Annotated in this window: 15 protein-coding genes; 6 read left to right on the forward strand and 9 right to left on the reverse strand. The window is 66.0% G+C overall.

Annotated elements, in window-relative coordinates:
• Window positions 1-28 precede the first annotated feature (28 nt).
• From hflK (N430_RS07930) to hflK (N430_RS07940), 3 genes are read right to left on the reverse strand one after another with little or no spacing between them, the layout of a single operon-like run.
• Window positions 29-1,069, reverse strand: a complete 1,041-nt coding sequence (gene hflK / locus N430_RS07930) for a protease modulator HflK (RefSeq protein ID WP_110635080.1) — start codon at window positions 1,067-1,069, stop codon at window positions 29-31.
• Entirely contained in the window at window positions 1,056-2,084 is a 1,029-nt protein-coding gene (hflC, locus tag N430_RS07935) for a protease modulator HflC (protein WP_110635077.1), read from the reverse strand. The genes hflK (N430_RS07930) and hflC overlap by 14 nt, the downstream gene beginning before the upstream one ends.
• Window positions 2,081-4,060: a protease modulator HflK gene (gene hflK, locus N430_RS07940; protein ID WP_110635074.1), complete on the reverse strand. Its 1,980-nt coding sequence runs from the start codon at window positions 4,058-4,060 to the stop codon at window positions 2,081-2,083. Before hflK (N430_RS07940) ends, hflC begins: the two co-directional genes overlap by 4 nt.
• A gap of 949 nt (window positions 4,061-5,009) precedes the next feature.
• Between hflK (N430_RS07940) and N430_RS07950 the strand changes: the two genes are divergently transcribed.
• Entirely contained in the window at window positions 5,010-5,246 is a 237-nt protein-coding gene (locus N430_RS07950) for a hypothetical protein (RefSeq protein ID WP_110638942.1), read from the forward strand.
• A gap of 25 nt (window positions 5,247-5,271) precedes the next feature.
• Here N430_RS07950 and alkB read toward each other — a convergent pair whose 3' ends face one another.
• The 5 genes from alkB to N430_RS07980 form a co-directional block, all read right to left on the reverse strand.
• Window positions 5,272-5,916 (reverse strand): DNA oxidative demethylase AlkB, encoded by a 645-nt coding sequence (alkB, locus tag N430_RS07955; RefSeq protein ID WP_110638943.1) that lies wholly within the window; start codon window positions 5,914-5,916, stop codon window positions 5,272-5,274.
• A 261-nt stretch (window positions 5,917-6,177) separates the two neighbouring features.
• Window positions 6,178-7,623 carry a curlin gene (locus N430_RS07965; protein WP_110638945.1) on the reverse strand — a complete coding sequence of 482 codons (1,446 nt, stop codon included), beginning with the start codon at window positions 7,621-7,623 and terminating at the stop codon, window positions 6,178-6,180.
• Window positions 7,624-7,639: 16 nt separating this feature from the next.
• Window positions 7,640-8,110 (reverse strand): curlin, encoded by a 471-nt coding sequence (locus N430_RS07970; protein WP_110638946.1) that lies wholly within the window; start codon window positions 8,108-8,110, stop codon window positions 7,640-7,642.
• Window positions 8,111-8,125: 15 nt separating this feature from the next.
• Window positions 8,126-10,360: an Ig-like domain-containing protein gene (locus N430_RS07975; protein WP_110638947.1), complete on the reverse strand. Its 2,235-nt coding sequence runs from the start codon at window positions 10,358-10,360 to the stop codon at window positions 8,126-8,128.
• 32 nt (window positions 10,361-10,392) lie between these two features.
• A complete protein-coding gene (locus tag N430_RS07980) occupies window positions 10,393-11,721 on the reverse strand; it encodes a hypothetical protein (RefSeq protein WP_110638948.1) in 1,329 nt (442 codons plus the stop codon).
• Window positions 11,722-12,283: 562 nt separating this feature from the next.
• Here N430_RS07980 and N430_RS07985 point away from each other — a divergent pair.
• The 4 genes from N430_RS07985 to N430_RS08000 are packed head-to-tail and all read left to right on the forward strand — an operon-like array spanning window position 12,284 to window position 17,878.
• Window positions 12,284-14,197 carry a sigma-54-dependent Fis family transcriptional regulator gene (locus N430_RS07985; protein WP_110638949.1) on the forward strand — a complete coding sequence of 638 codons (1,914 nt, stop codon included), beginning with the start codon at window positions 12,284-12,286 and terminating at the stop codon, window positions 14,195-14,197.
• A 1-nt stretch (window position 14,198) separates the two neighbouring features.
• The gene (locus N430_RS07990) at window positions 14,199-15,932 is read left to right on the forward strand and encodes an ABC transporter ATP-binding protein (RefSeq protein WP_110638950.1); all 1,734 of its coding nucleotides are present in this window, start codon (window positions 14,199-14,201) and stop codon (window positions 15,930-15,932) included.
• Window positions 15,922-16,593 (forward strand): peptidase S8 and S53 subtilisin kexin sedolisin, encoded by a 672-nt coding sequence (locus tag N430_RS07995; protein WP_110638951.1) that lies wholly within the window; start codon window positions 15,922-15,924, stop codon window positions 16,591-16,593. Before N430_RS07990 ends, N430_RS07995 begins: the two co-directional genes overlap by 11 nt.
• Window positions 16,586-17,878, forward strand: coding sequence for an NAD(P)/FAD-dependent oxidoreductase (locus N430_RS08000; RefSeq protein ID WP_110638952.1), 1,293 nt, complete (start codon window positions 16,586-16,588; stop codon window positions 17,876-17,878). Before N430_RS07995 ends, N430_RS08000 begins: the two co-directional genes overlap by 8 nt.
• Before the next feature lie 120 nt (window positions 17,879-17,998).
• On the opposite strand, the gene N430_RS08005 is transcribed toward N430_RS08000, so the two are convergent.
• Window positions 17,999-19,492, reverse strand: a complete 1,494-nt coding sequence (locus tag N430_RS08005; RefSeq protein ID WP_110638953.1) for an aldehyde dehydrogenase — start codon at window positions 19,490-19,492, stop codon at window positions 17,999-18,001.
• Between the two features lie 411 nt (window positions 19,493-19,903).
• On the opposite strand from N430_RS08005, the gene peaA reads away from it, so the two are divergent.
• On the forward strand, window positions 19,904-21,469 hold the full coding sequence (peaA, locus tag N430_RS08010) for a quinohemoprotein amine dehydrogenase subunit alpha (protein ID WP_110638954.1): 1,566 nt from the start codon (window positions 19,904-19,906) through the stop codon (window positions 21,467-21,469).
• Window positions 21,470-21,491 lie beyond the last annotated feature (22 nt).

Raw genomic sequence — 21,491 nt, forward strand, 5'->3', positions numbered from 1 at the left:
CTCCAGAAATGGGAAAAAGGCATCGAACTCATTGCGCTGGCCCCTGCAGGATCATGTGCCCGGCATCCTCTTTGTTGACGGTGGTGACCGACCCGGCACGCGCCAGAATCGCTGGCACGCGCTCACGGTAAAGGCGCAGCAACAGCTGCGGATCCTGCTGCTGGGTCAGGCCAACGATCGTTGCGGTGGCGGCCTGGGCGCGGGACAGCCGCTCGCTGGCTTCGGCCTCGGCCACTTGCACGGTGCGGTCGGCGGCCTGGGTAGCCTGCTGCAGTTGGCGCGCAGCATCATTACGGGCCCTGGCCACTGCCTGCTCGGCCTGCTGGCTGGCGGTGAGCACCGCATTGAAGGCGCTGACGGCCGACCATGGCAGCGACGACTGGATGTCGACCCGCACCACCTCGACCCCCAGGCTGGCGCCCGCCGAACGCAGCCGAGCCAGGCTGCCATTGATGCCCTGCTGCAGGTCGCCGCGCAGCCGTTCACGCTGGTCAGCCAGCCCGGCATCACCGCCAACCAGCTCAGGGCGTGCGACCAGGATGGCGTCCATGTCGCGCGAGGCGCAGATCTGCACGGCGTTACGCTCCACAAGGCGGTCCAGCGCAGGCTCCACGTGTTGCCCCTGGCGCGCGTAGGCATAGGGGTCGCTTACCGTGTAGAACACCCGCACGTCCAGCTGCACCGCCCCGGCATCGCCGGTCAGCAGATAACCGGAACCAGCGGTGGCATCGCTGGCCAACGTGCCGTCCTTGTCGGACTTCTGCGCAAGCTCCGAGCGCAACAGCAGCTCCACCCGGCGTTCGCTGACCCGCGCCGCCGAGGGCAGCATCACCACCTGCTCGAAAGGCTCTGGCCAGGCCAGCAACAAGCCCGCGTTCTGGATGCGCTCCTCGGCACCCAGGCGCAAGACCACCGCACGGTATTCCGGGCCTATCTGACGCACATTGCCAAACAGCCAGCCCAGCGCCGCCAACAATGCCACCACGTACAGCGCTATAAAGCCGATGCGCCCCGATTGCAGCCAGGGGCCGGCGGGCAGCCTGGCCGACAACGGCTCATGGTTGGCCATGGTCGGCCCCCGTCGGCAGCACAGGCCCTTCTACAAGGGCGCGGAACGGTGCCGCGTCGGTGCGCAGTACCAGCTTCGTGCCGGGGTTGATGACCGAGCCGAGGGTGTCGAGCGAACGCAGCAAGGTGTAAAGCTGCGGCGCACCGGCGTAGGCCTTGGCGTAGATATCCGCCGCCTGCACCTGCGACTGCGCCTGGATCTGCGCGGCCTTCACGCTGGCATCGGCCTGCAGGATGCGGGCATCACGCTCGGCGGCCGACTGGATCTCCGCCGCCTTGCGCTTGCCTTCGGCCGTGCGCTCGGTGGCAATGGTCTCGCGCTCGGCGCGCATGCGGTCAACGGTGGCTTCGAGGGTGACCTTGGGCAAGGTCAGGCGCTCGATGCCCACTTGCACCACGCGCACCCCATAGCTGTTGATCAGTTGCTGCTCGATCTGCTCACTCAGGCGCTGCTCGAAGGCATCGATGCGCACCCGGCTGGCATCGACGTTGACCAGGTCGGCCAGCTCGAAACCGCTCGCCGTGGTTTCCAGGGCCGAGCCCACCAGGGTGCGGATCTGCCGCGCCGCCTCGTCGGGCTGGTTCTGCACCGCGCGCATGAACAGCTGAATGCTCTGCGGATCGGCCGCCACCTGCCAGGCGACATAGGCCTGGACGATGATGCGCAGGCCGTCCCGCGTGCCGACGTCCTGCAGCCCGCTTGAGGTGGTGCGCAAGCGCAGGTCGACCGGTACCGCGGCCTCGAACGGCACCGGCCAGCGCCAGTTGAGCCCGGGTTCGATCAGCACCCGCGACGGGTTGCCGAAGCGCGTGATGACCGTTGCTTCGCCGACACGCACCTGCACCAGACAGGCCGTCGCGGCCATGATCAGGACCAGCAGCAGCGCTACCCCGACGCGCAGCCAGGCGGGGCGGGCACGGTCGTGGCTATCGGCATGGTCATGCTCGTGATTGTGGTCGTGGTCGTGGTCGTGGTCGTGGTCGTGGTCATGACCATGTGCGGTATGGGAACTCACTGGTTACGCTCCTGGGTACGGCCGGATGCGGGTTTCACTTGCGAAGGGTCGACGGGTGCGGCAAAGCTGCGCAGGTCCAGGGTCGGCGCCTGGTTAGCCGCCAGCCGGTGATCGATGATCAGGCTGCTTGCATGCGCCATGCCTTGGGACAGCTGCTCCAGGTACTGTTCGAGGATGAACGCCTGGCCTGCATGCTGCCAGGCGGTGTGCTCGGCATCGAAGCGCAGCGCGGCGGTGTCGGCCTTGGTCTGGGTTTCATGGGCGTCGGCCGTGGCCTTGTCGGTCAATGACGTGGCGTTCTGGCGAGCCTCATCAAGCTTCTGCGCGGCCTGCCCACGGTCACGGGCGACCAGCGCCTGGGCGGTGATCTGCGCGGCCTGCACGGCATGGTAGGCATTGGCCGCTCCAGCTGGCGGGTGGATCGCCTCTACCGAAGTTGCCAGCAGCTCCACCCCGGTATCCATGCGGTCAAGGTCGGCCTGCACAGCACGGCCGATGTCACGGCCAAGCTCGGCCCGTTCGGCGCCCAACAGGCCATCCAGCGAGCGGCCGGCAAAATCGTGGACCAGTACGCGATTGGCAACGCTGCGCAGCAGTTGCTCGACATTGGCCGTGTGATAGGCCGCCGCCAGCGCGGCCGTGTCGCTCAGGCCGATGCGGTAGATGAAGCGCACATCCATGTTGACGATCTGAAAGCCCTGGCGCCCACCGTCGGCACCGGCAATCACCTGTGAGTTCTCGCTCAGGTGAGTGGCGTCCCACAGTCGGTTGGCGGTGGTCGGCGGTGCACCGTCGGCAGCTGCAAGGGGTTGGTTGACACCCTCGGTCGTCGTGGTCGCCAGTTCATGGATGATGCTGTTGTCCACTGTCAGTACTTTGCCAAAGGGCCAGGGCAAGCCGACATGCAGGCCTGGCGGGTACACCGCCACGGGGTTGCCAAAGCGTTCGTAGACGCCGCGGTTGTTGGTCGGCACCTCGACGATGCCGGTCAGCAACCAACCGACCAGCGCCACCAGCGCCGCCACCGGCAGGAATGCCCGGCGCATGAAGGCGAAGGCCCATACCTGACGCAGGTCGATGCCCAGGCGCTCATGCAGTTCATCTTGCAGTACCGCCAATGGCCGCGGTGGCCATTGCAGGAAGTCGCCTGCCAGGCTGCGTGCGACCAGCGCCGGCTCTTCACCCGGGCGCGAGGGGCGGAACATCGCCAGCACTGCTCTTGTCAACAGTTCGAGCGCGGCCAGGCCAGGCAACAGACCGATCAGCACCGCCAGGCGCGCCGGCCACAGCCGCTGGCCATCAATGCAGACCAGGCAGGCAATGGTCAGCACCTGCACGGCGATGACCAGCCGCAAGGTGGCGGCCAGCGCCGCGGCCTCGGGCCAGGTCGCCTCGCTTTCAGCCATCAGGTGGCGTTCGAGCACGACCAGGCAGAACGCAAGAATGGCCAACAGGCCGATGGCAACCCAGGTCACCTGCCCTGCCACCGTCGGTGTCGGCAGGTCGAAGCGCCAGGCGCCCTTGACCAGCAGCAGTGCCAGGCACGCCAGGCCAATCAGCCAGGGGGTTTCTGCGCCAAGCCTGCGCCATTGCCGACGGCAGGCATCGGCCACGTCCCGGCACCAGCGATCGAAACGGCTGAGCGACTCGGGTTCGACGGTTTCTTCGCCTACGCGTGAGAACAGCAGCAGCACGGGCGCCTGGCCCATGGCAGTCGCACGCCAGCTGGCCACCTGCCAGGCCGACTGCGCGGCGCCCGCCAACAGAAGCAGCACGGCGCCGTTGACGGCGAGCAGGACCAGCCAGTAGGCGTCAGGGCTGAATATCCCGATCAGCCCTTGCAGTAGCACCAGCAGTACAGCAACAGCCAGCGCCAGGTACATCAGCTGCCTCAGCTTGCGCGTATGGACCAGCGCACGCTGAAAACGGGGGTAACCATCGAGGTCGGCGGCCTCAGTGTCTAGATCGACTCTCATTCAGACTCCAGGAAATTCCAGGCTTTGCAAGTCTGGAGCCGAACGAGCTGACGGCCACCGGTGACGAGCGGCGTAACGTTATAACGACAAATGTAAAAAAATTGTCGCAAAACGTAAAATTGGCCTCTGGGTCTTTAAGTGTAGGCCGCTAGGCATGCAGCGCTTATGAGATCGAGCGCCGCCCGCGCGGCGCATCGCGGGCAAGCCCGCTCCCACATCTGTTTCGGGCCAGTCTCTCCTGTACCGCCAACAGGGACCGCCTTGGTGCATGACGGGAGACAGGTGGAGCAGCATCAGCGCCCACCGAGGTGCATCGCCATGCCCCTGCTGGCTTCCACCGAGATGCATCGCCATGCGAACAAGGCGGGCCCTGTTGGCATGACAGGAGAGACTGGCCCGAAACAGATGTGGGAGCGGGCTTGCCCGCGATGCGCCGCGCGGGCGGCGCTCGATGTCAGCCCCCACCCAAGCTTGAGCCCTACACCCCAGCCATACCCCGATCTACCCAGCCATTTCCCCAGCATCGACCGCGTCAGCAGGTGAGGATGTGGCGGCCAGCAGGAGAAGTGTTACTGCACATGCCCTTCGCTTGAAACGCTTCCCTGACACCGGTAGTCTTGGCCCGCTGCTGTAAATCCAGTAGCCGGGTTTGGTAGCCCGCGATCAATCAAGGCGCACAAGCGCCCGCTCTGCGATACAGTTGGCGCTTTTTTGTGCCTGGCTGTTTCGTTTTATGGCGGCTGTGCGTAGGGCGCCTCCGTGCGCGCCGGTTTCCTTGATTCCCGGTCTACCAACCTGCGTACAGCCGTCACCCTTTCGTTTGGTAGCGATCTGTGGCGGCTCCAGTGAATCAAGGAGCGACACAATGACAAAAGGCTTACCTGATCCTCCCGTACGCGCCACTACGGCGGCCTCCAGTTTCTCCACCTGTGAATCCAGCCATCCGCCGTTGTTTGCCGTGCGCTCGGGGGTAGATTACGAAGATGCGCTGGTGCACCTGTCCACGCTGCTGAAAGGGGCGTTTGCGACCAATCTGAAGGCGCTGGAGCTGGCCAAAGGAACCTGTCGTGATCTGTTGCTGAGCAATGACCATGGGCTGGATTCGGCCAAGGCGGTGGTGGAGGCATTGCTGGATGGGGTGGAAAGGCAGCAGTTGGCTGGGCGGAAGGTGGTGCCGGGTATCTGACGGCTGGCCGGCCCTGCGCACTGGGTCAACCTGCCTTGCGCAAGGTCAGGTTGATCCGCCGCTCCCCCATCCGCGGATGCACCCCCGGCTTTATCGGCAACACCCCATGAAAGCGCAGCCGATCTTCGCCTCCCCACACCAGCACATCACCATGGTTCAACGGTATCCGCTGAGTCCTGTCCGACCGCTGCAACCCGCCAAACAGGAACACCGCCGGCAACCCCAGTGAAATCGACACGATCGGCTGGCCGAAGTCCTGCTCGTCGCGGTCCTGATGCAGGCTCAGGCGGGTGCCGGGCAGGTAATGGTTGACCAGGCAGGCATCGGGCACGAAACCCTCGAAACCGGCTGCCGCCGCTGCGCGACCTGCCAGCTCGAGCAGGACCTGGGGCAGGGCGGGCCAGGGTTGGCCGCTGACCGGGTCGGTGGGGCTGTAGCGGTAGCCTTTGGCATCACTGACCCAACCCAGCGAACCGCAATTGGTCAGCGCGACCGCCATGTTCAACCCGCCGGGCGTCTGCATGTGCCGGAACGGCGCGGCACGCAGCACCGGGCGCAGGGCGTCGAGCAGTGGCTCGATGACGGCCAGGGCGAAGCCGGGCAGCAGCACGGTGTGGCTGGCCAGGCGTTGCGGCTGGGGGCCGAACAGGTCGAGGTCGGACTGGATCATCAGGGCGGTGGCATGGGTGAGTGCAAGATATTGTAAGCCCAACGCGGTCTTTGTAGGAGCGGCCTTGTGTCGCGAAAGGGGTGCGAAGCGCCCCCAGTATTTCAGCTTCGCCGCAGATATTGCCGGGGCTGCTTTGCAGCCCTTTCGCGACACAAGGCCGCTCCTACAAGGACCGTGTCATCACTCATGTGCAAAGCAGGGAAATAAAAAGGAACCGCGACGCCAGGGAGAGGAGACGCCGCGGTTCAAGGGGGGAGCTGCTCAGCGTTGGGTAGCGGTGGCGGTGTTGCCGTTGCCCATCTGGCTGATGGTGGCGCTCTGATAGGCACCGCTCTGGTTGACGTTGGCTGTGTTGTTGTTGCCGCCCTGGGTCACGTAGGCGACGTTGGCGCTGTCAGCCTGCTTGATGGTGGCGCTGTTGCCACTGCCGTACAGCTGGGTGGTGTAGCTCTGGTTGGCGTAGCCGGACTGGTCCAGGTTGATGCTGTTGCCACTGCCGGTGGACGAGCCGAAGGCGTAGTTGTCGGTGCCGCGCTGGTCGGCAATCAGGCTGTTGTCGCTGCCGTTCTGCTCGAAGTACAGCTCGTTGTAGCTGTCGGCCTGCTTGGTCTCCATGGTGTTGCCGGTGCCTTTCTGGCTCAGCGTGGCCAGTTGGTACTCGCCGTTCTGGGTCAGGTTGGCGCTGTTGTTGGTGCCGTTCTGGTTGATGTTGGCCGTCTGGTTCTTGCCGAACTGGCCGCCCATCTTGTCGCCTTTCCAGTTGCTGGCCAGGACCTTGTTGCCGGTGCCCTTGCTGTTGACGGTCAGGCTCTGGTTGTCACCGGTCTGGTAGGTGAAGCTGCTGTTGGTCTTGCCACTTTGCGAGACAGTGGTGTTCGAGTTGTTGGTCTCGAACTGATCCGACCAGCTGGCGTTGGACTGGCCCTGTTGATACAGGTTGGCGACGTTGTCCTTGCCGAAGCTCTGGTCGATGTAGCCTTCGTTGGTCTGGCCGGTCTGGTTGACCGTGGCGCGGGCGCCGGTCTGGGTGTCCTGCCAGACCTCCACCGAGTGGCCGGTGCCGTACTGGTCGATGTTGATGGTGCCGCCGTTGCCGTCGCGCTGGTCGCCGTAGGCAAAGTTCTGCTTGCCTTGCTGGTAGATCTGCACATAGCCATCGTTGTGCAGGATGTGCTCGGAGGTCGCGTAGTTGTCCTGGCCATCCTGGGTGATGTTGGCGCGGTTGTTACTGCCGCCGAACAGCTGCTCGACGTAGGCTTCGTTGCGCTGGCCGCTCTGGGTGGTGGTGACCTGGCTGCCGGTCTGGGTGTCCTGCCACACGGTCGAACGGTTTTCGCTGCCTTGCTGGTTCTGCAGCGACTGGTTGTTCTCGCCCACCGACTGGCTGGCGAAGGCATCGTTGTAGGAGCCGGAAGCCTGCTGGGTGATCTGGCTGCCATTTTCGAACAGCTGCTCACCGTAGGCGGCGTTGTACGAACCACTGGCGGTCTGGTTGATGGTGCTGGTGCTGTTTTCCTGCACCGCCAGATGGTTGTGGCCCTTGCCGGTCTGCGTCTGGGTAGCCGCGGCGAACGGTGCAACCGTCTGCTGCACTTCGGCGATGTTCTGGTTACCGTTCTGCGACTGGTTCGAGGTGCTGTCGTCTGCCATGACCTGGCCGGCCAGGGCCAGGACGATAGCGGCGCTTAGGGGAGCGAGCTTGAACATGGTGGTGCCTCCAGGTCTATCGGTATTGGGTGATCTGAACACGCTGGCCATTGCCGGCTTGGGTCACTGAGCTGCTCAGGCCTGAGCCGGCCTGCTCGATACTGGCGCTGTTGTTGTTGCCGATCTGCTCGATATTGGCGCTGTTGCTGGTGCCGCTCTGGCGGATCGCAGCGCTGTTGCCATATCCCTGTTGGCTGATGTTGGCCATCAGGTCACTGCCTTCCTGCAGGATGTACGCCTCCTGCGCGCCCCCGGCCTGGACGATGCGGCCCAGCAGGGCCTGGCCGTTCTGGTCGAGGGCGGCGCGGTTGCCGTTGCCTTGCTGCTCGATCACCGCCGCCTGGCCGGCACCGACCGGCAGCAGGCGGATGATCACCGGTTCACCGAGGTCGCTGCCGGGTGCCAGGTCGGCGTTGTCCATCAGGTCATCGGCCCCGGCCTGGCCCGCCAGGGCCAGGCTCAGCAGCAGTGGATACAGGCACTTCATGGCGTTCTCCTGGCCTTACTGCACAGTCACGTTGACAGTACGGGTACTGCCTTGGCTGCTCGTCACGGTGGCGGTCGGTGCCGCAGTCGGGACGATCGTGGTGCTGTTGCTCACCGACAGGCGCCAGCGGCCGGTCACCGGTACTGTGGTGGTGCCGAGGGTCTGTACGCCGGTGGTGGTGGTGACCCGCACGGTGACGGTGTTGCCGGTAGTCACTGACGAAGTCCCGCTGACATCCCAGTTGTAACGGTTGTTCGAGCGGGCCAGGACGGTCGCTGCGGTGACCGTGAAGGTCTCGCCGGCTGCAGGCCGTGGCTGCACGTTGACCGTGACGGTGGCCGGGGCGGAGACCGCGCCCAGGGAGTCACGCGCCTGGTAGGTGAAGGTGGTGGTGAAGGCTGTTGGCACGCTGGCCGGTGGCGTGTAGTTGACCGTGGTCCCGTCACTGGTCACCGTGCCGCGACCGGCTGCCGGCTGGGTGAGGTTGACGACGGACAGCGGCACGTTGCCTTCCGGGTCGGTGTCGTTGGCCAGCACGTTGATCACCAGCGGGGCGGCCAGGGTGGTCACGGTTTCAGGGTTGGCGGTCGGTGCCTGGTTGGGCGCGACGTTGACGGTGACGGTGGCCGGTTGCGACTTCAGGCCCTTGGCGTCCATTGCCCGGTAGGTGAAGGTGGCCACCAGCGCCTGGGTTGCTCCAGGGGGTGGGGTGTAGGTCACCGCCGTGCTGCCGTTGAGCACCACGCTGCCTTGGCCGGTCGCCGGCTGGGTAACGTCGGTGATGCTCAGTGGCAGGTTGCCGTCCGGGTCGCTGTCGTTGAGCAGCAGGTTCATCGTCAATGGCACGCCGACGCTGGTGCTGCCGACATCGGCCTGGGCCAGTGGTGGCTGATTGTCGGCTGACACGGGTGCGGTGCCGACCACGACCACCGGTTCGATATCGACACCGCCATGGCTCGACTTGATGGTGACGGTGGCCGGAGGCTGGGTCAGGTCATTGACGGTGAGGGTCTGCAGGGTGCCGGACTTGGACAGGCGGCCGTAGCCCTGGGCGACCATGTCCGGGATCACCACTTCGTCGCTGGAGCGCGCTTCGATCGTCAGCCGCTTGTTGGCCCACTCGTAGCGTGCGGTGCTGACTTTGACCACGTCGGATAGCTTGCTCGAAATGGCAGTCGGCTGGGTGTTGATGTCGCTGCTGCTGGCCGTCACCACGACCACCGGCGGCGGCGCCAGCTGGCTCAGTTGCTGGCTGAAGAACAGCCCGTTGTTGTCCGACGTCATGCTGAACTGGCAGGGCGAGGGCGGCGTGCCGACCAGCGCCAGGCCGTTGCGCAAGCAGACGCTGGCGGTGTTCGGCGCCTTGGCGAATACCTCCACCCGGGTGCCACTGCCATTGCGCGAGTAGGTCGCCCGTTCCAGCGACGCCGGCAACTGCGGACGTTGGTCGAGTACCTTGCCGGAGACCGTGAACAGGCTGGTTTCGATGCGCCCGGGCGGGCCGTCGATGCGAATGAAGTTGGTGCCGAACGGGCTGCCCTTGATCGCTTCTGGCCGGTTGGGGTCGCCGATGAAGGTGTCGGTGGTGCCGGTATCCGGGTTCACGGCGGTATAGGGTGCGCCGAAGCCCTGGATGAACGGGCCGATGGCACCATTGAGCGCCCCGGTGAAGTTGCCCGGAGCGCCGATGCCGATGTCACGGGTGATGTTGATCGCCCGCCGACCGGGCGTGGTGACGTTGACCGTCTCCACACCGTACGGGTGGGTGATGGTGTAGGTACCGGCACGTGGTACCGACACGCGGATGCGGATACGGGCAAAGCTCTGCTGGTCACCGTCGACCGGGTTTTCGGCGGCAAAGGCCGCCTCTACGCCTGCGACATAGGCGTCCAGTTCATAACCGCTGTTGCCCACGGCCGGAATGCTGGTTTCTGCCAGGAACCAGAACATCTCCGGTGGCCAGTTGTCGGGGAATACCAGCGGCAGGGTATCGTCGAAGATGCCCGGCTCCGGCAGCAGCGTGCACATGTAGGCCGGTGCGCCGGGTGCCCCTGCGACGAGGGTACTGACGGCGCGGGAGCGGCACAGCTCCATGGCCAGGCCATCGGCGTCCTTGTACCACAGAGGGAAGCCGCCGGTGGCGAAGGTATAGGGGCCAGGGTCGACGTCGCTGAGTGCGGCCCAGGCGGTGCTGGAGAGCGTGAGGGAGAAACCGGCGGCCAACAGCGCGCGGCGTTGCCAAGTGTTCATGCTGCCTCCTTGAAGGCGGAGCCTTTGTCTGTTCATGGCACCAGCACCACGTCTTCGATATCGCTGCCGCCGTTGGCGCTGGTGACCTGCACCTTGGCCGGCGGAACGGGCGACAAGTTGGCGGTCAGGCTTTTCTGCGCGCCGTCGCCGGTGAAGTTGCCGATGAAGGTGCCGTTGCCAGTGCGGGCAGTCATTGCTGGCGGACTGGTTTCGTCACTGCTGGTGGCGATCAAGGTCAGGGTGGCGTTGGCCAGGCTGTATTCGGCCTTGGTGATGGTCACCAGGTCGGTGAGCGGCAGGCTGGCGGTGGTCACGCTGCTGGTGGGGATGGCCACGCTGTTGTCGGCGCTGACCAGCAGGCTGGTCGGCAGTGCCGGGTTGAGCGCCGATTGGGCATACCAGGTGCCGGTGCCATTGGCTTCGGTCAGTGGCAGGTTGGGGGTCTGGCTGGTCAGGGTGGCGCTGCCTGGTGGCGGAGGGGCCAGCACGAACATGTCCTGTTGCGCACGCAGGTCACCGTTCTCGGTGTGCCGCGAGTAAGTGCTGCGCAGCGGGATCAACGGGGTTGGCCGGACCACTTCGGAGAGCTTGCCAGACACTGCGAACAGGTCGGTGCGCAAGTCGATGCCACCGGGGCCTTCGATGCGTACGAAGTTGGTGTTGAACGGGCTGCCGGTGACGCGCTCGTTGAGGTTGGGGTCGCCGATGAATTGCTCGCTGCCTTCGGTGTAGGGGCCGTTGACGCTGCGCAGGAACGGCCCGACATCGCCCTTCAGTGCGCCGGTGAAGGTGCCAGCGGAGCCGATGCCGATGTCGCGGGTCATGTTGATCGCCCGGCGCCCGGCGGCGGGCACATCGAACACTTCGACGCCGTAGGGGTGGGTGACCACGTAGGTGCCGGCCGCAGGGACGTCGACCCGGATCCGCACACGGGCGAAGCTGATCTGGTCGTTTTCTGCCGGGTCGCCACCGCCGAACGCAGCTTCGATGGCGGTGCCGTAAGTCAGGGTGACTCCCCGGGCGGCATCGGTGATGGCGGCATCGGCGGTGAACCAGAAGGACTCATCCGGCCAGTTGGTCGGGAAGAGCAACGGCTTGGTGTCATCGAAGATGCCGGGCGCCGGCAACAGGGTGCACATGTACGACGGTGCCCCGGGGGCGCCGGCCACGCGTGAACTGACGGCTTTGGACAGGCACAGGTCGAGGGTGCGGCCGTGGGTGTCTTGGTACCAGGCGGCGTAGTGGCCGTTTTCAGGTGTGTAGGGCCCAGTGTCGACGGCATACAGCGCTGCCTGCGCCGGGAGCTGGAACAGGCCGGCGACGATCGCCACTGCCAGCGTGTTGGGTATCGGTCGGAGCATGAGTCGGTTCCTCCTGCTAACGGGCCCATGGACTTGGGGCGTCTGGGAGGACTAGCGCAACAGGCGTGCCAATTTTTTCATAATTGGCTGGAGGGCTTGTGGGGCTTGGGTTTCAGGGAGGTGAATGAATTTTTGGCAGGTATTTTGATGGGCGGTGTTCCCCAGGATTGGGGGCAGCGGTGGGGCTGGGAGAGCATGTCTTGAGAGGTGTGGCGCCTGGGAGATCGAGCGCCGCCCGCGCGGCGCATCGCGAGCTTTGCTCGCTCCTACGTTTGTTTCGGGCCAGTTATTCCTGTGGGATTTGCGCGCGGACGCCTTGGCGCATGGCGCGATATCGCAGGGTACCAACAAGGCGGTCGCGCGCGCTTGCCACAGGCGTTACTGGCCCGAAACAAACGTAGGAGCGAGCGCAGCTCGCGATGCGCCGCGCGGGCGGCGCTCGATCTCCCAGGCGCTACACCTCTTAAGGCATGCACCTCGACGCCCAGAAAAATCTCCCGCACACTGCGGAAAAAATACCAAGCCCGTAGCCCTGACCCAAGGGCCACAGCTGGAGCAAAAAATGGCGCGACAATTTCCCATAACAAACGCCCAAGACCCGCTGCACGAATCCCGCCAGGCGCGCATGCGCCTGGCCAGCGAAGGCGAGCTGCCACTGGGCATGCTGCGCGACGAAATCGACGCCTCCTGGCGCCGCAGCCTTGGCCATGGCCTGGATTGCCTGCAAGGCGAGCAGGTCGGCCTGGGCCTGGAACAGGGCCATGACCTGCGCACGCTGCTGGAACGTAACCGGCTGCTGGTAGACGCGGTCACCCCTGAGCTGGATTACCTGGTGGCCCGGCAGGGCAAAGCCGGTATCGTCATCCTCGGCGATGCCCAGGCCAACGTGCTGGCCATCGAAGGGCAGAAGCACGTGCTGGAACGCGAAGGCCTGCGCGACCTGCACCCCGGCAGTTGCTGGAGCGAATCGCTGCGCGGCACCAACGCCATCGGCACCGCCGTGGTCGAAGGCCGGCCGACGCTGATCAACTGCGGCGAACACTACCTGGACCGCCTGAGCCCCTTTTCCTGCACCTCGGTACCGCTGCGCGACCCGCGTGGCGAAGTGATCGGCGTGCTCGACGTCACCCGCGAAGGGGTCATGGCCCAGCCGCAGGACAGCCTGAGCCTGCTGATGCTGGCGGCCGGAAATATCGAGAGCCGGATGTTCGGCCTGTGCCACCCCGAGCAGTTGGTGCTGGCTTTCCACAGCCGCCCGCAATACCTCAACAGCGCCTGGCACGGCCTGCTGGCCCTGAGCCTGGACGGCGAGGTGCTGGCCGCCAACGACAACGCCTGCCAATTACTCCAGGTGCCGCGCCAGGGCCTGATCGGGCGCCGCAGCAGCGACCTGCTGGGTGAGCGCTCGCCGGCCTTCATCGCCCGCCTGTGGCAGGGTGGTGTGAGCAACGTGCAAACGGCCAAGGGCGAATTTTTCTTCCGTGCGTTGCAGCTGCCGCGGCACAGCCCGCTCAATGGCAGCGCGGCGCAGGCCAGGCCGGCGGTGGCCAACAAAACCCCTGCGCTGGATGCGCTGGCTGGCACGGATGTGCGGCTGGCACGCAACCTGCGCATGGCCCGCCAGGGCCTGGGCAATGGCCTGCCGGTGTTGCTGCTGGGCGAGACCGGGACCGGCAAGGAAGTGGTGGCCCGTGCCTTGCACCAGGCCAGCCCGCGCGCCGACAAACCGTTCGTCGCGGTCAACTGCGCAGCGATACCCGAGGGGCTGATCGAATCCGAACTGTTCGGCTACCGCGAGGGCGCCTTCACCGGCTCACGCCGGGGTGGCATGGTCGGGCGGCTGATGCAGGCCCATGGCGGCACGCTGTTCCTCGACGAGATCGGTGACATGCCGCTGGCCCTGCAAGCGCGGCTGTTGCGCGTGCTGCAAGAGCGCCGGGTGGCGCCGCTGGGCGCGGGCGACGAGCAGGACATCGACGTGGCGCTGATTTGCGCCACCCACCGCGACCTCAAGCGCCTGGTACAGGAACAGCACTTTCGCGAAGACCTGTACTACCGGGTCAACGGCGTGTCCCTGCGCCTGCCGGCGCTGCGCGAACGCGATGACCTGGCGAGCATCGTCGAGGGCTTGCTGGACAAGTCCGGCGCCAAGGGCGTGAGCCTCGACCCGGCCCTGGCGGCGCTGCTCGAAGGCTTCGACTGGCCGGGCAACATCCGCCAGCTGGAAATGGTCGTGCGCACCGCCCTGGCCATGCGCGAGGACGGCGAGCAGGTGCTGACCCTCGACCACCTGACCGATTGCCTGCTGGAAGAGCTGGCCAGTGGCACGACCCCCTCCGGCAGCCTCAAGGACAACGAACTGGAATTGATCCGTGGCGCCCTGGCGCGCCACCAGGGCAATGTCTCGGCCGCCGCCGAAGCGCTGGGCATCAGCCGGGCGACGCTGTACCGCAAACTCAAACAGTTGCGCGGCTGACATGGGTAACCTGTTCGCGAGGCTGGTGCACACCAGCGACCCCGTACTCATGCGCCAGGCCCTGGTCTGGCTGTATGGTTTCGTCCGCCCCCACCGACGGGCCATCGGCGTGCTGCTGGGCTTGTCCTTCGGCGCTTCGCTGCTGGCCCTGGTGCAACCCTGGCTGGTCAAGACACTGATCGACGAAGGCCTGCTGGCCAAGGATTACCGGACCCTCTGGCACATGGCGGCGATCATGATTGGCGCCGGCCTGCTGGGCACCGTGCTGGCGGGGGTCAACCGCTACCTGCACACGCGTTTGTCGGGGCGCATCCTGTTCGCCCTGCGCGATGACCTGTACCGCCATCTGCAGCAGCTGTCGCCGACGTTCTACGGGCGTCGGCGTACCGGCGACATCCTCTCGCGGCTGGACGGCGATGTCGCCGAGATCCAGCGTTTTGCCGTGGATTCGCTGTTCTCGGCGGTGTCGGCGGTGATCGGCCTGGTGGGCGCGGTGGCGCTGATGCTGATGCTGTCCTGGCAACTGTCGCTGCTGCTGGCACTGCTGATCCCGATTGAAGTGCTATGGCTGCGCTGGATGCGGCGCAAGGTCGAGCGCGAGGTGCGCAACCTGCGCGAGCGCTCGGCGGATGTGTCGTCGTTCCTGGTCGAGACCCTGCCGGCGATGAAATTCATCCAGGCGTCCGGCCAGCAGCACCGCGAGGCCGGGCGCCTGGACCAGCTGGGGCAGGGCTACATGCGCCAGCTGCTGAAGGTGCAGGTCACCGAGTTCTTCACCCAGGCGATCCCCGGGACCCTGACCTCGTGGTGCCGCGCCTGCGCGTTCCTGGTCGGTGGCTGGTGGGTGATCCAGGGCACCTGGCAGCTTGGCGCGCTGATCGCGTTTTCCACCTACATGGGCATGGCGGTCGGCCCGGTGCAGAGCCTGTTGGGCCTGTACGTGGCGGTGCAACGCATGGCGGTGAGCCTGGGCCGGGTGATGGAGTTGAAGCAGGAAGCGGTGGCCGTGCGCGAGGCCGACTCGCCCAGGCCGATGCCGGAAGGGCCGGGCGAGCTGCGCCTGGAAGGCGTGAGCTTTGCCCATGACGGGCGCCAGGGCGCGGTGCTGGCACAGGTCGATGCCTGTATCGCCGGTGGCCTGAAAGTCGCCATCAGCGGTGCTTCCGGCGTCGGCAAATCGACCCTGATCGACCTGCTGCAGCGCTTTTACGATCCAGATGCCGGGCGCATCCTGCTCGATGGCGCCGACCTGCGCGAACTCGACCTGGCCGCCGTGCGCCAGCGCATCGCGGTGGTCAGCCAGGACATCGTGCTGTTCCGCGGCACCCTGGCGCAGAACCTTGCTTATGGCGCGCCTCAGGCCAGCCGTGGGGAGTTGGAGCGGGTGGTGCAACTGGCCCACCTCGACAGCCTGGTCGCAAGCCTGCCACTGGGCCTTGACGGGCTGCTCGGCGAGCGTGGCCAGCAGCTTTCCGGTGGGCAGAAACAGCGTATCGCCATCGCCCGGGCGGTGCTGCAGGCGCCTTCGATCCTGGTGCTCGACGAGGCTACCTCGGCGGTGGACGAAGCTACCGAGCGTGAAGTGATTGCCGCCATCGACCAATTGTTCGCCGGGCGCACGCGCATCCTCATCAGCCACCGGGCATCGACCCTGGCCGATGCCGACTTGCACCTGCATCTGCAAGGTGGGCAGCTGCGTGTCTTGCCCCAGGAGGCGATCAAACATGGCCGCTGAATTCAGGGTCGGCGTGATCGACAGTGGTTGTGCGCCAGCGCAGGCACTGGTCGCTGCCCGGCGCTTCTGGCTGGATGAGGGCGTGCTGTGCGAGGGGGAGTTGCAAGCAGACCGGCTCGGCCATGGCAGTGCCGTGCTGGCCAGCCTGCAAGCCGAGGCCGGTGAGCTGCCGCTGTTGCTGGCCCAGGTATTTACCGAGCAAGGCAGCACCAGCGCCCTGCAGGTCGCCGCCGGGTTGTTCTGGCTGGCGGAGCAGGGCGTGGCCTTGATCAACCTCAGCCTCGGCTTGCAGCAGGACCGGGCGGTGTTGCGCCAGGCCTGCGCTGAAGTGCAGCAGGCCGGGGTGTTGCTGTGCGCGTCCAGCCCGGCGCAGGGCAGTGCGGTGTACCCGGCGGCGTATCCGGGGGTTATCCGCATCACCGGCGATGCCCGCTGCGCACCGGGGCAGTGGTCGTGGCTCGGCAGCGCACAGGCCGACTTCGGTGGCCATGTGGGCGAGCGTGGTCGGGCCGGGGCGAGTCTTGGCTGCGCGGCGGTGAGTGGGCGGATTGCGACGCTGTTGCAGCAGCAGCCCGGGCTGGATCGGCAACAGGTCTATGCCTGGCTGCAGGCCCACGCTGCGTTCAGCGGCCCGGAGCGGCGAGGTGCCGCGGATGCCTGAAGCACACATTCTGGTGCTGGGCGCCGGGCCGGCCGGCGCCGCCACTGCGCTGGGTTTGCGCCGGCTGGGCTACCCGGTAACGGTGGTCTCCGACTGGCGGCGTTTTGCCGCCGTGGAAGGGGTTTCGCAACGGGTGCTGGAAGGGCTGCGCCATGCCGGCCTGGGCGGTGCCTTGGCCGAAGCGGCAGTGCCGGCGACACGGCAGGTGCATTGGAATGGCCAGCATCTGCAGCTGAATCAGGAGTTTCTGCTCGATCGCCAGCGCTTCGACCGCGCCTTGCGCGATGATCTGGTGCGGGCAGGGGTAACGCTGGTCGAAGGGCGTGTACGCGAAATCTCGCGTGCTGAGGGCCACCAGGTCCGCCTTGATGACGGGCAGGTGCTGCAGGGCGATTTTCTGGTCGAAGCACGCGGGCGCCAGGCGCCGTTGGCGGCCGACCGTCTGCGCGGGCCGGAAACGGTCAGCCTGCTCAACCTCTGGCAGTCGGCACCCGGCGCACCTGCGTCGGCCGTGGAGAGCCTGGACGATGGCTGGGCCTGGATGGCCCGGCTGGCCGATGGGCGTTGCTACTGGCAGGTGACCCTGGACGCCGAGGGGCTGCCGGGCAAGGCGGCGCTGCCTGAATATTGCGCGGCACGACGAAGGGCTTCGGCGCTGGTGGCCGAACTGTTCGATGCGCGAGCGCTGGAGCCTGCGCAGGTGCATGCGCGCAGCAGCACGGCGATCCTCGCCGGCGACTGCGTGGGCGATGACTGGTTGCGGGTGGGCGATGCGGCAATGGCGGTTGACCCATTGTCGGGGAACGGGATTTTCCAGTCGCTGTCATCGGCGTTGCAGGCGCCGGTGGTGATCAACACCTTGCTCCGTCGACCCGAGCGCGCGGCACTGGCGAAGCAGTTTCATCAGCAGCGGATCGAACAGTTGTTCATGCGTTTTGCCCGCATCGGGCGTGATTTTTATGGGCAGGAGCTTGAACGTGCAGGTCAGCCATTCTGGGAGCGCCGTCGAGGCTGGCCGGATGCGCAGCCGTTGCATCTGGCGGCGGACTGGACGGCGGTGCGGGTGGCGCGGCGGCCGGTGTTGCGGGATGGGCTAGTGGACGAGGCTGAAGTGGTGGTGACGGCGGATCAGCCGTTGGGGGTGTGGCATTTGCAGGGGATCGAGTTGGCGCCGGTGGTGGGAGAACTGCTTGCAGGCGTGTCACTCGATGGGGTCTTGAATGGGAGACCTTTGGAGCATCAGATATTGCTGCGGCGGTGGTTGGGAGAACAGGGTTTAAGCTGAGATCGTGGGGCCGCTCTGCGGCCCTTTCGCGACACAAGGCCGCTCCTACAAGAGAACGCGGACTCCTGTAGGAGCGGCCTTGTGTCGCGAAAGGGCTGCAAAGCAGCCCCGGCCTGTAGATCAGAGCTTGATCAAAACTGACTTGAGCTCGGTGTAGTGCTCGATGGCAGCAGCCCCCATCTCACGCCCGACACCGGACATCTTGTAACCCCCAAACGGCAGCGCCGGGTCCAGCGCGCTGTGGCAGTTGACCCACACCGACCCCGACTTGATCCGCGGAATCATCCGGTGCACCGCCGCCAGGTCGTTGGACCAGATGCTCGCGCCCAGGCCGTACGGGTTGTCGTTGGCCATGCCAATCACTTCGTCGATGTCGTCGAACGGCATCGCCACCAGTACCGGCCCGAAGATCTCCTCCTGCACCAGGCGATGGCGCTGGTCGACGTCGACAATCACCGTCGGCTTGACGAAGTAACCCGGGCCAAACCCTTCACCGCCACAGGCGATGGTCGCACCCAGCTCGCGGCCCAGCTCGATGTAGCCGGTCACCCGGTCCTGCTGCTTGGCCGAGATCAGTGGGCCCATCTGCACCGCCGGGTCCAGGCCGCTGCCGAGCTTCATGCCGTTGGCGATGCCGGCGATGTCGGCCACCACGTTGTCGAAGTGCTTGCGGTGCACGTACAGGCGCGAGCCTGCGCAGCACACCTGGCCCTGGTTGAAGAAGATCGCCGTGGCGGCGCCGGCGGCGGCTTCCTGCAGGTTGGCGTCGGGCATGACGATGGTCGGCGACTTGCCGCCCAGCTCCAGGGTGACGCGGGTCATGTTGTCCATGGCCGCCTTGCCGATCAGCTTGCCCACTTCGGTGGAGCCGGTGAAGGTCAGCTTGTCCACGCCCGGGTGGCGGCTCAGCGCGGCGCCGGCGTTCAGGCCGGTGCCGGTGATCACGTTGAACACCCCGGCCGGGTAGCCGGCCTCGTCCACCAGTTCGGCCAGCTTGAGCGCGGTCAGTGGGGTTTCGTCGGCCGGCTTGAGCACCACGGTGCAGCCGGTGGCCAGGGCCGGGCCGAGTTTCCAGCAGGCCAGCAGCAGCGGGAAGTTCCAGGCAACGATGGCACCGACCACGCCCACGGCCTCGCGGCGCACGAAGCCATGGAACTGGTCGTTGGGCATCAACGGCATGGACGCTTCGACGGTGCTACCCTCGATCTTGGTGGCCCAGCCGGCCATGTAGCGCAGGAAGTCGATGGCCAGCTGCACGTCCATGACCTTGGCCACGACAGCGCTCTTGCCGTTGTTCAGGCATTCCAGCTCGGCCAGCTGCTGCGCGTCGCGCTCCATCAGGTCGGCCAGGCGCCACAGCAGGTTCTGCCGTTCGCGGGGGCGCACACGGCTCCACGGCGAGTCGTCGAATGCCTGGCGCGCGGCGCGTACGGCGCGGTCGACGTCTTCCTGCTCGGCGGCGGGCACTTCACCCAGGATTTCACCGGTGGCCGGGTTGCGGAACGACAGGGTGCGGCCACTGGCGGCGTCCTGCCAGTCGGCACCGATGCGCATCTTCAGCTTGCGTTCGAGGAAGGCGCGGGTGGCGGGCAGGATGGGCAGGTCGGAAAGCATGGGGCTGTGCCTCTTGTCATTGGATGTGGCAGGCACTGGCGCAAGGCGCGTGCCAAACCGGTGCAAAGGGCGCAAGGTGCTGAACTGCCTGGGTTTTGCCAAGGTGCAAGGTTGGGCTTGCACGGCTGCGCTGTTGCACATTGAGACGGTGTGAGACGGTGATGAAACATTGCCTGTCCCGTGAATGGCCTGCGCAGCGGGCCCTGTCTCAGGATGAAACACCTTGTCGCGAAATGGCACGCTCCGACCACTTGGCCAGCAGGGCCACATAGCTGGATGAAGGCGCTAAAAGCCTGAAATACAACGCCTTTGCATCACTTGGCACAGTTTCTGTATCACAACCGTCACAAGCACACCTGCTGTACCAAAGCGTGTGAAAACGATAAGAACAACAACCGTGGAGGTCTGACCTTGAAGACGACTCGACTCCGGCGGCATGCGGGCAAACTGGCGCTGGTCGCCGCCGCACTGCTGGGCACCCAGGCCATGGCGGCCGAGCAGGGCCCGAGCCTGTTGCAGAACAAGTGCATGGGGTGCCACATCCCCGAGGGCAACGATACCTACAGCCGCATCAGCCACCAGCGCAAGACTCCGGAAGGCTGGCTGATGAGCATCGCCCGCATGCAGATCATGCATGGCCTGCAGATCAGCGACGACGACCGTCGCACCCTGGTCAAGTACCTGGCCGACAAACAAGGCCTGGCGCCGAGCGAGACCGATGGCGTGCGCTACGCCATGGAACGCCGGCTCAACACCGTCGAACACTTCGATACCCAGCTCAGCGAAACCTGTGGCCGCTGTCACTCAGGTGCCCGTGTCGCCCTGCAGCGGCGGCCGGCGCAGGAATGGGAACACCTGATCAACTTCCACCTCGGCCAATGGCCGTCCCTCGAATACCAGGCCCAGGCGCGTGACCGTGACTGGCTGGAAATCGCCCTCAAGCAAGTGGTACCGGACCTGGCCAAACGCTTCCCGCTGGAAAGCCCGGCCTGGGCCGAATGGCAGAAGGCCAAGCCGACTGCCGCCGCGCTGCCGGGGCAGTGGGCGTTCAGCGGCCACATGCTGGCCAAGGGCGATGTGCGTGGGGTAATGACGGTGGTTGCCGACCAGGGCGACACCTTCAAGGTCGAGGTCAAAGGCAGCTACGCCGACGGCACGCCGTTCAACGGCAGTGGCACGGCGATCCTCTACAACGGCTACGAATGGCGCGGCAACGTCAAGGTCGGCGACAGCAACCTGCGCCAGGTGTTCGCTGCGCTGGATGGCGAGATGAAAGGCCGCATGTTCGAGGCCGATCACGACGAGCGTGGCCTGGACTTCATCGCAGCCAAAGAGGGCAACGCGCGCTTGTTGGCGGTTCAGCCTGAGTTCATCAAGGCCGGTGGCGAGAGTGAGATCACCCTGGTCGGCACCGGCCTGGCCGGCAAGCCTGACCTGGGCGCTGGCGTGGAGGTGACCGAGGTGCTGGAACAGACCCCGACCTTGGTGCGCGTGAAGGCCCGCGCTGCGGCCGACGCCAAGCCTGGCCAGCGCGACGTGGCGGTGGGTGAGCTCAAGGGCGTCAACCTGGCGGTCTACGACAAAGTCGAGGAAGTGAAGGTGGTGCCGGCGTTCTCCATCGCCCGTATCGGCGAGAACGGTGCTTCGGTGCCCAAGGTCCAGGGCCGTTTCGAAGCCGAAGCCTGGGGCAAGGACGCCAGTGGCCAGCCGCTGCGGATCGGCTACCTGCCGGCCACCTGGGCGGTCGAGCCGTTCAACGAGCGTGCCGCTGAGGACGAGGACGTCAAGTTCGCCGGGCAGATGCAGGCCGACGGCGTGTTCGTGCCTGGCGGCGCAGGCCCTAACCCGGCGCGCAAGATGGGCACCAACAACGCCGGTAACCTGAAGGTCATCGCCACCCTTGCCGATGGCGGCCAGAAGGGCGAAGGCCACATGATCGTCGCGGTGCAACGCTGGAACAACCCGCCGCTGCCGTAACGGCAGGGCAAGACGGTTTTTC

This window comes from Pseudomonas sp. CC120222-01a, from assembly GCF_003097235.1.
Taxonomy (GTDB): Bacteria; Pseudomonadota; Gammaproteobacteria; order Pseudomonadales; family Pseudomonadaceae; genus Aquipseudomonas.

Coding starts and splice junctions, on each gene's coding strand:
- hflK (WP_110635080.1), bottom strand. CDS start 1,069: ATGGCCAACCATGAGCCGTTGTCGGCCAGGCTGCCCGCCGGCCCCTGG.
- hflK (WP_110635074.1), bottom strand. CDS start 4,060: ATGAGAGTCGATCTAGACACTGAGGCCGCCGACCTCGATGGTTACCCC.
- alkB (WP_110638943.1), bottom strand. CDS start 5,916: ATGATCCAGTCCGACCTCGACCTGTTCGGCCCCCAGCCGCAACGCCTG.
- N430_RS07965 (WP_110638945.1), bottom strand. CDS start 7,623: ATGTTCAAGCTCGCTCCCCTAAGCGCCGCTATCGTCCTGGCCCTGGCC.
- N430_RS07970 (WP_110638946.1), bottom strand. CDS start 8,110: ATGAAGTGCCTGTATCCACTGCTGCTGAGCCTGGCCCTGGCGGGCCAG.
- N430_RS07975 (WP_110638947.1), bottom strand. CDS start 10,360: ATGAACACTTGGCAACGCCGCGCGCTGTTGGCCGCCGGTTTCTCCCTC.
- N430_RS07980 (WP_110638948.1), bottom strand. CDS start 11,721: ATGCTCCGACCGATACCCAACACGCTGGCAGTGGCGATCGTCGCCGGC.
- N430_RS07985 (WP_110638949.1), top strand. CDS start 12,284: ATGGCGCGACAATTTCCCATAACAAACGCCCAAGACCCGCTGCACGAA.
- N430_RS07990 (WP_110638950.1), top strand. CDS start 14,199: ATGGGTAACCTGTTCGCGAGGCTGGTGCACACCAGCGACCCCGTACTC.
- N430_RS07995 (WP_110638951.1), top strand. CDS start 15,922: ATGGCCGCTGAATTCAGGGTCGGCGTGATCGACAGTGGTTGTGCGCCA.
- N430_RS08000 (WP_110638952.1), top strand. CDS start 16,586: ATGCCTGAAGCACACATTCTGGTGCTGGGCGCCGGGCCGGCCGGCGCC.
- N430_RS08005 (WP_110638953.1), bottom strand. CDS start 19,492: ATGCTTTCCGACCTGCCCATCCTGCCCGCCACCCGCGCCTTCCTCGAA.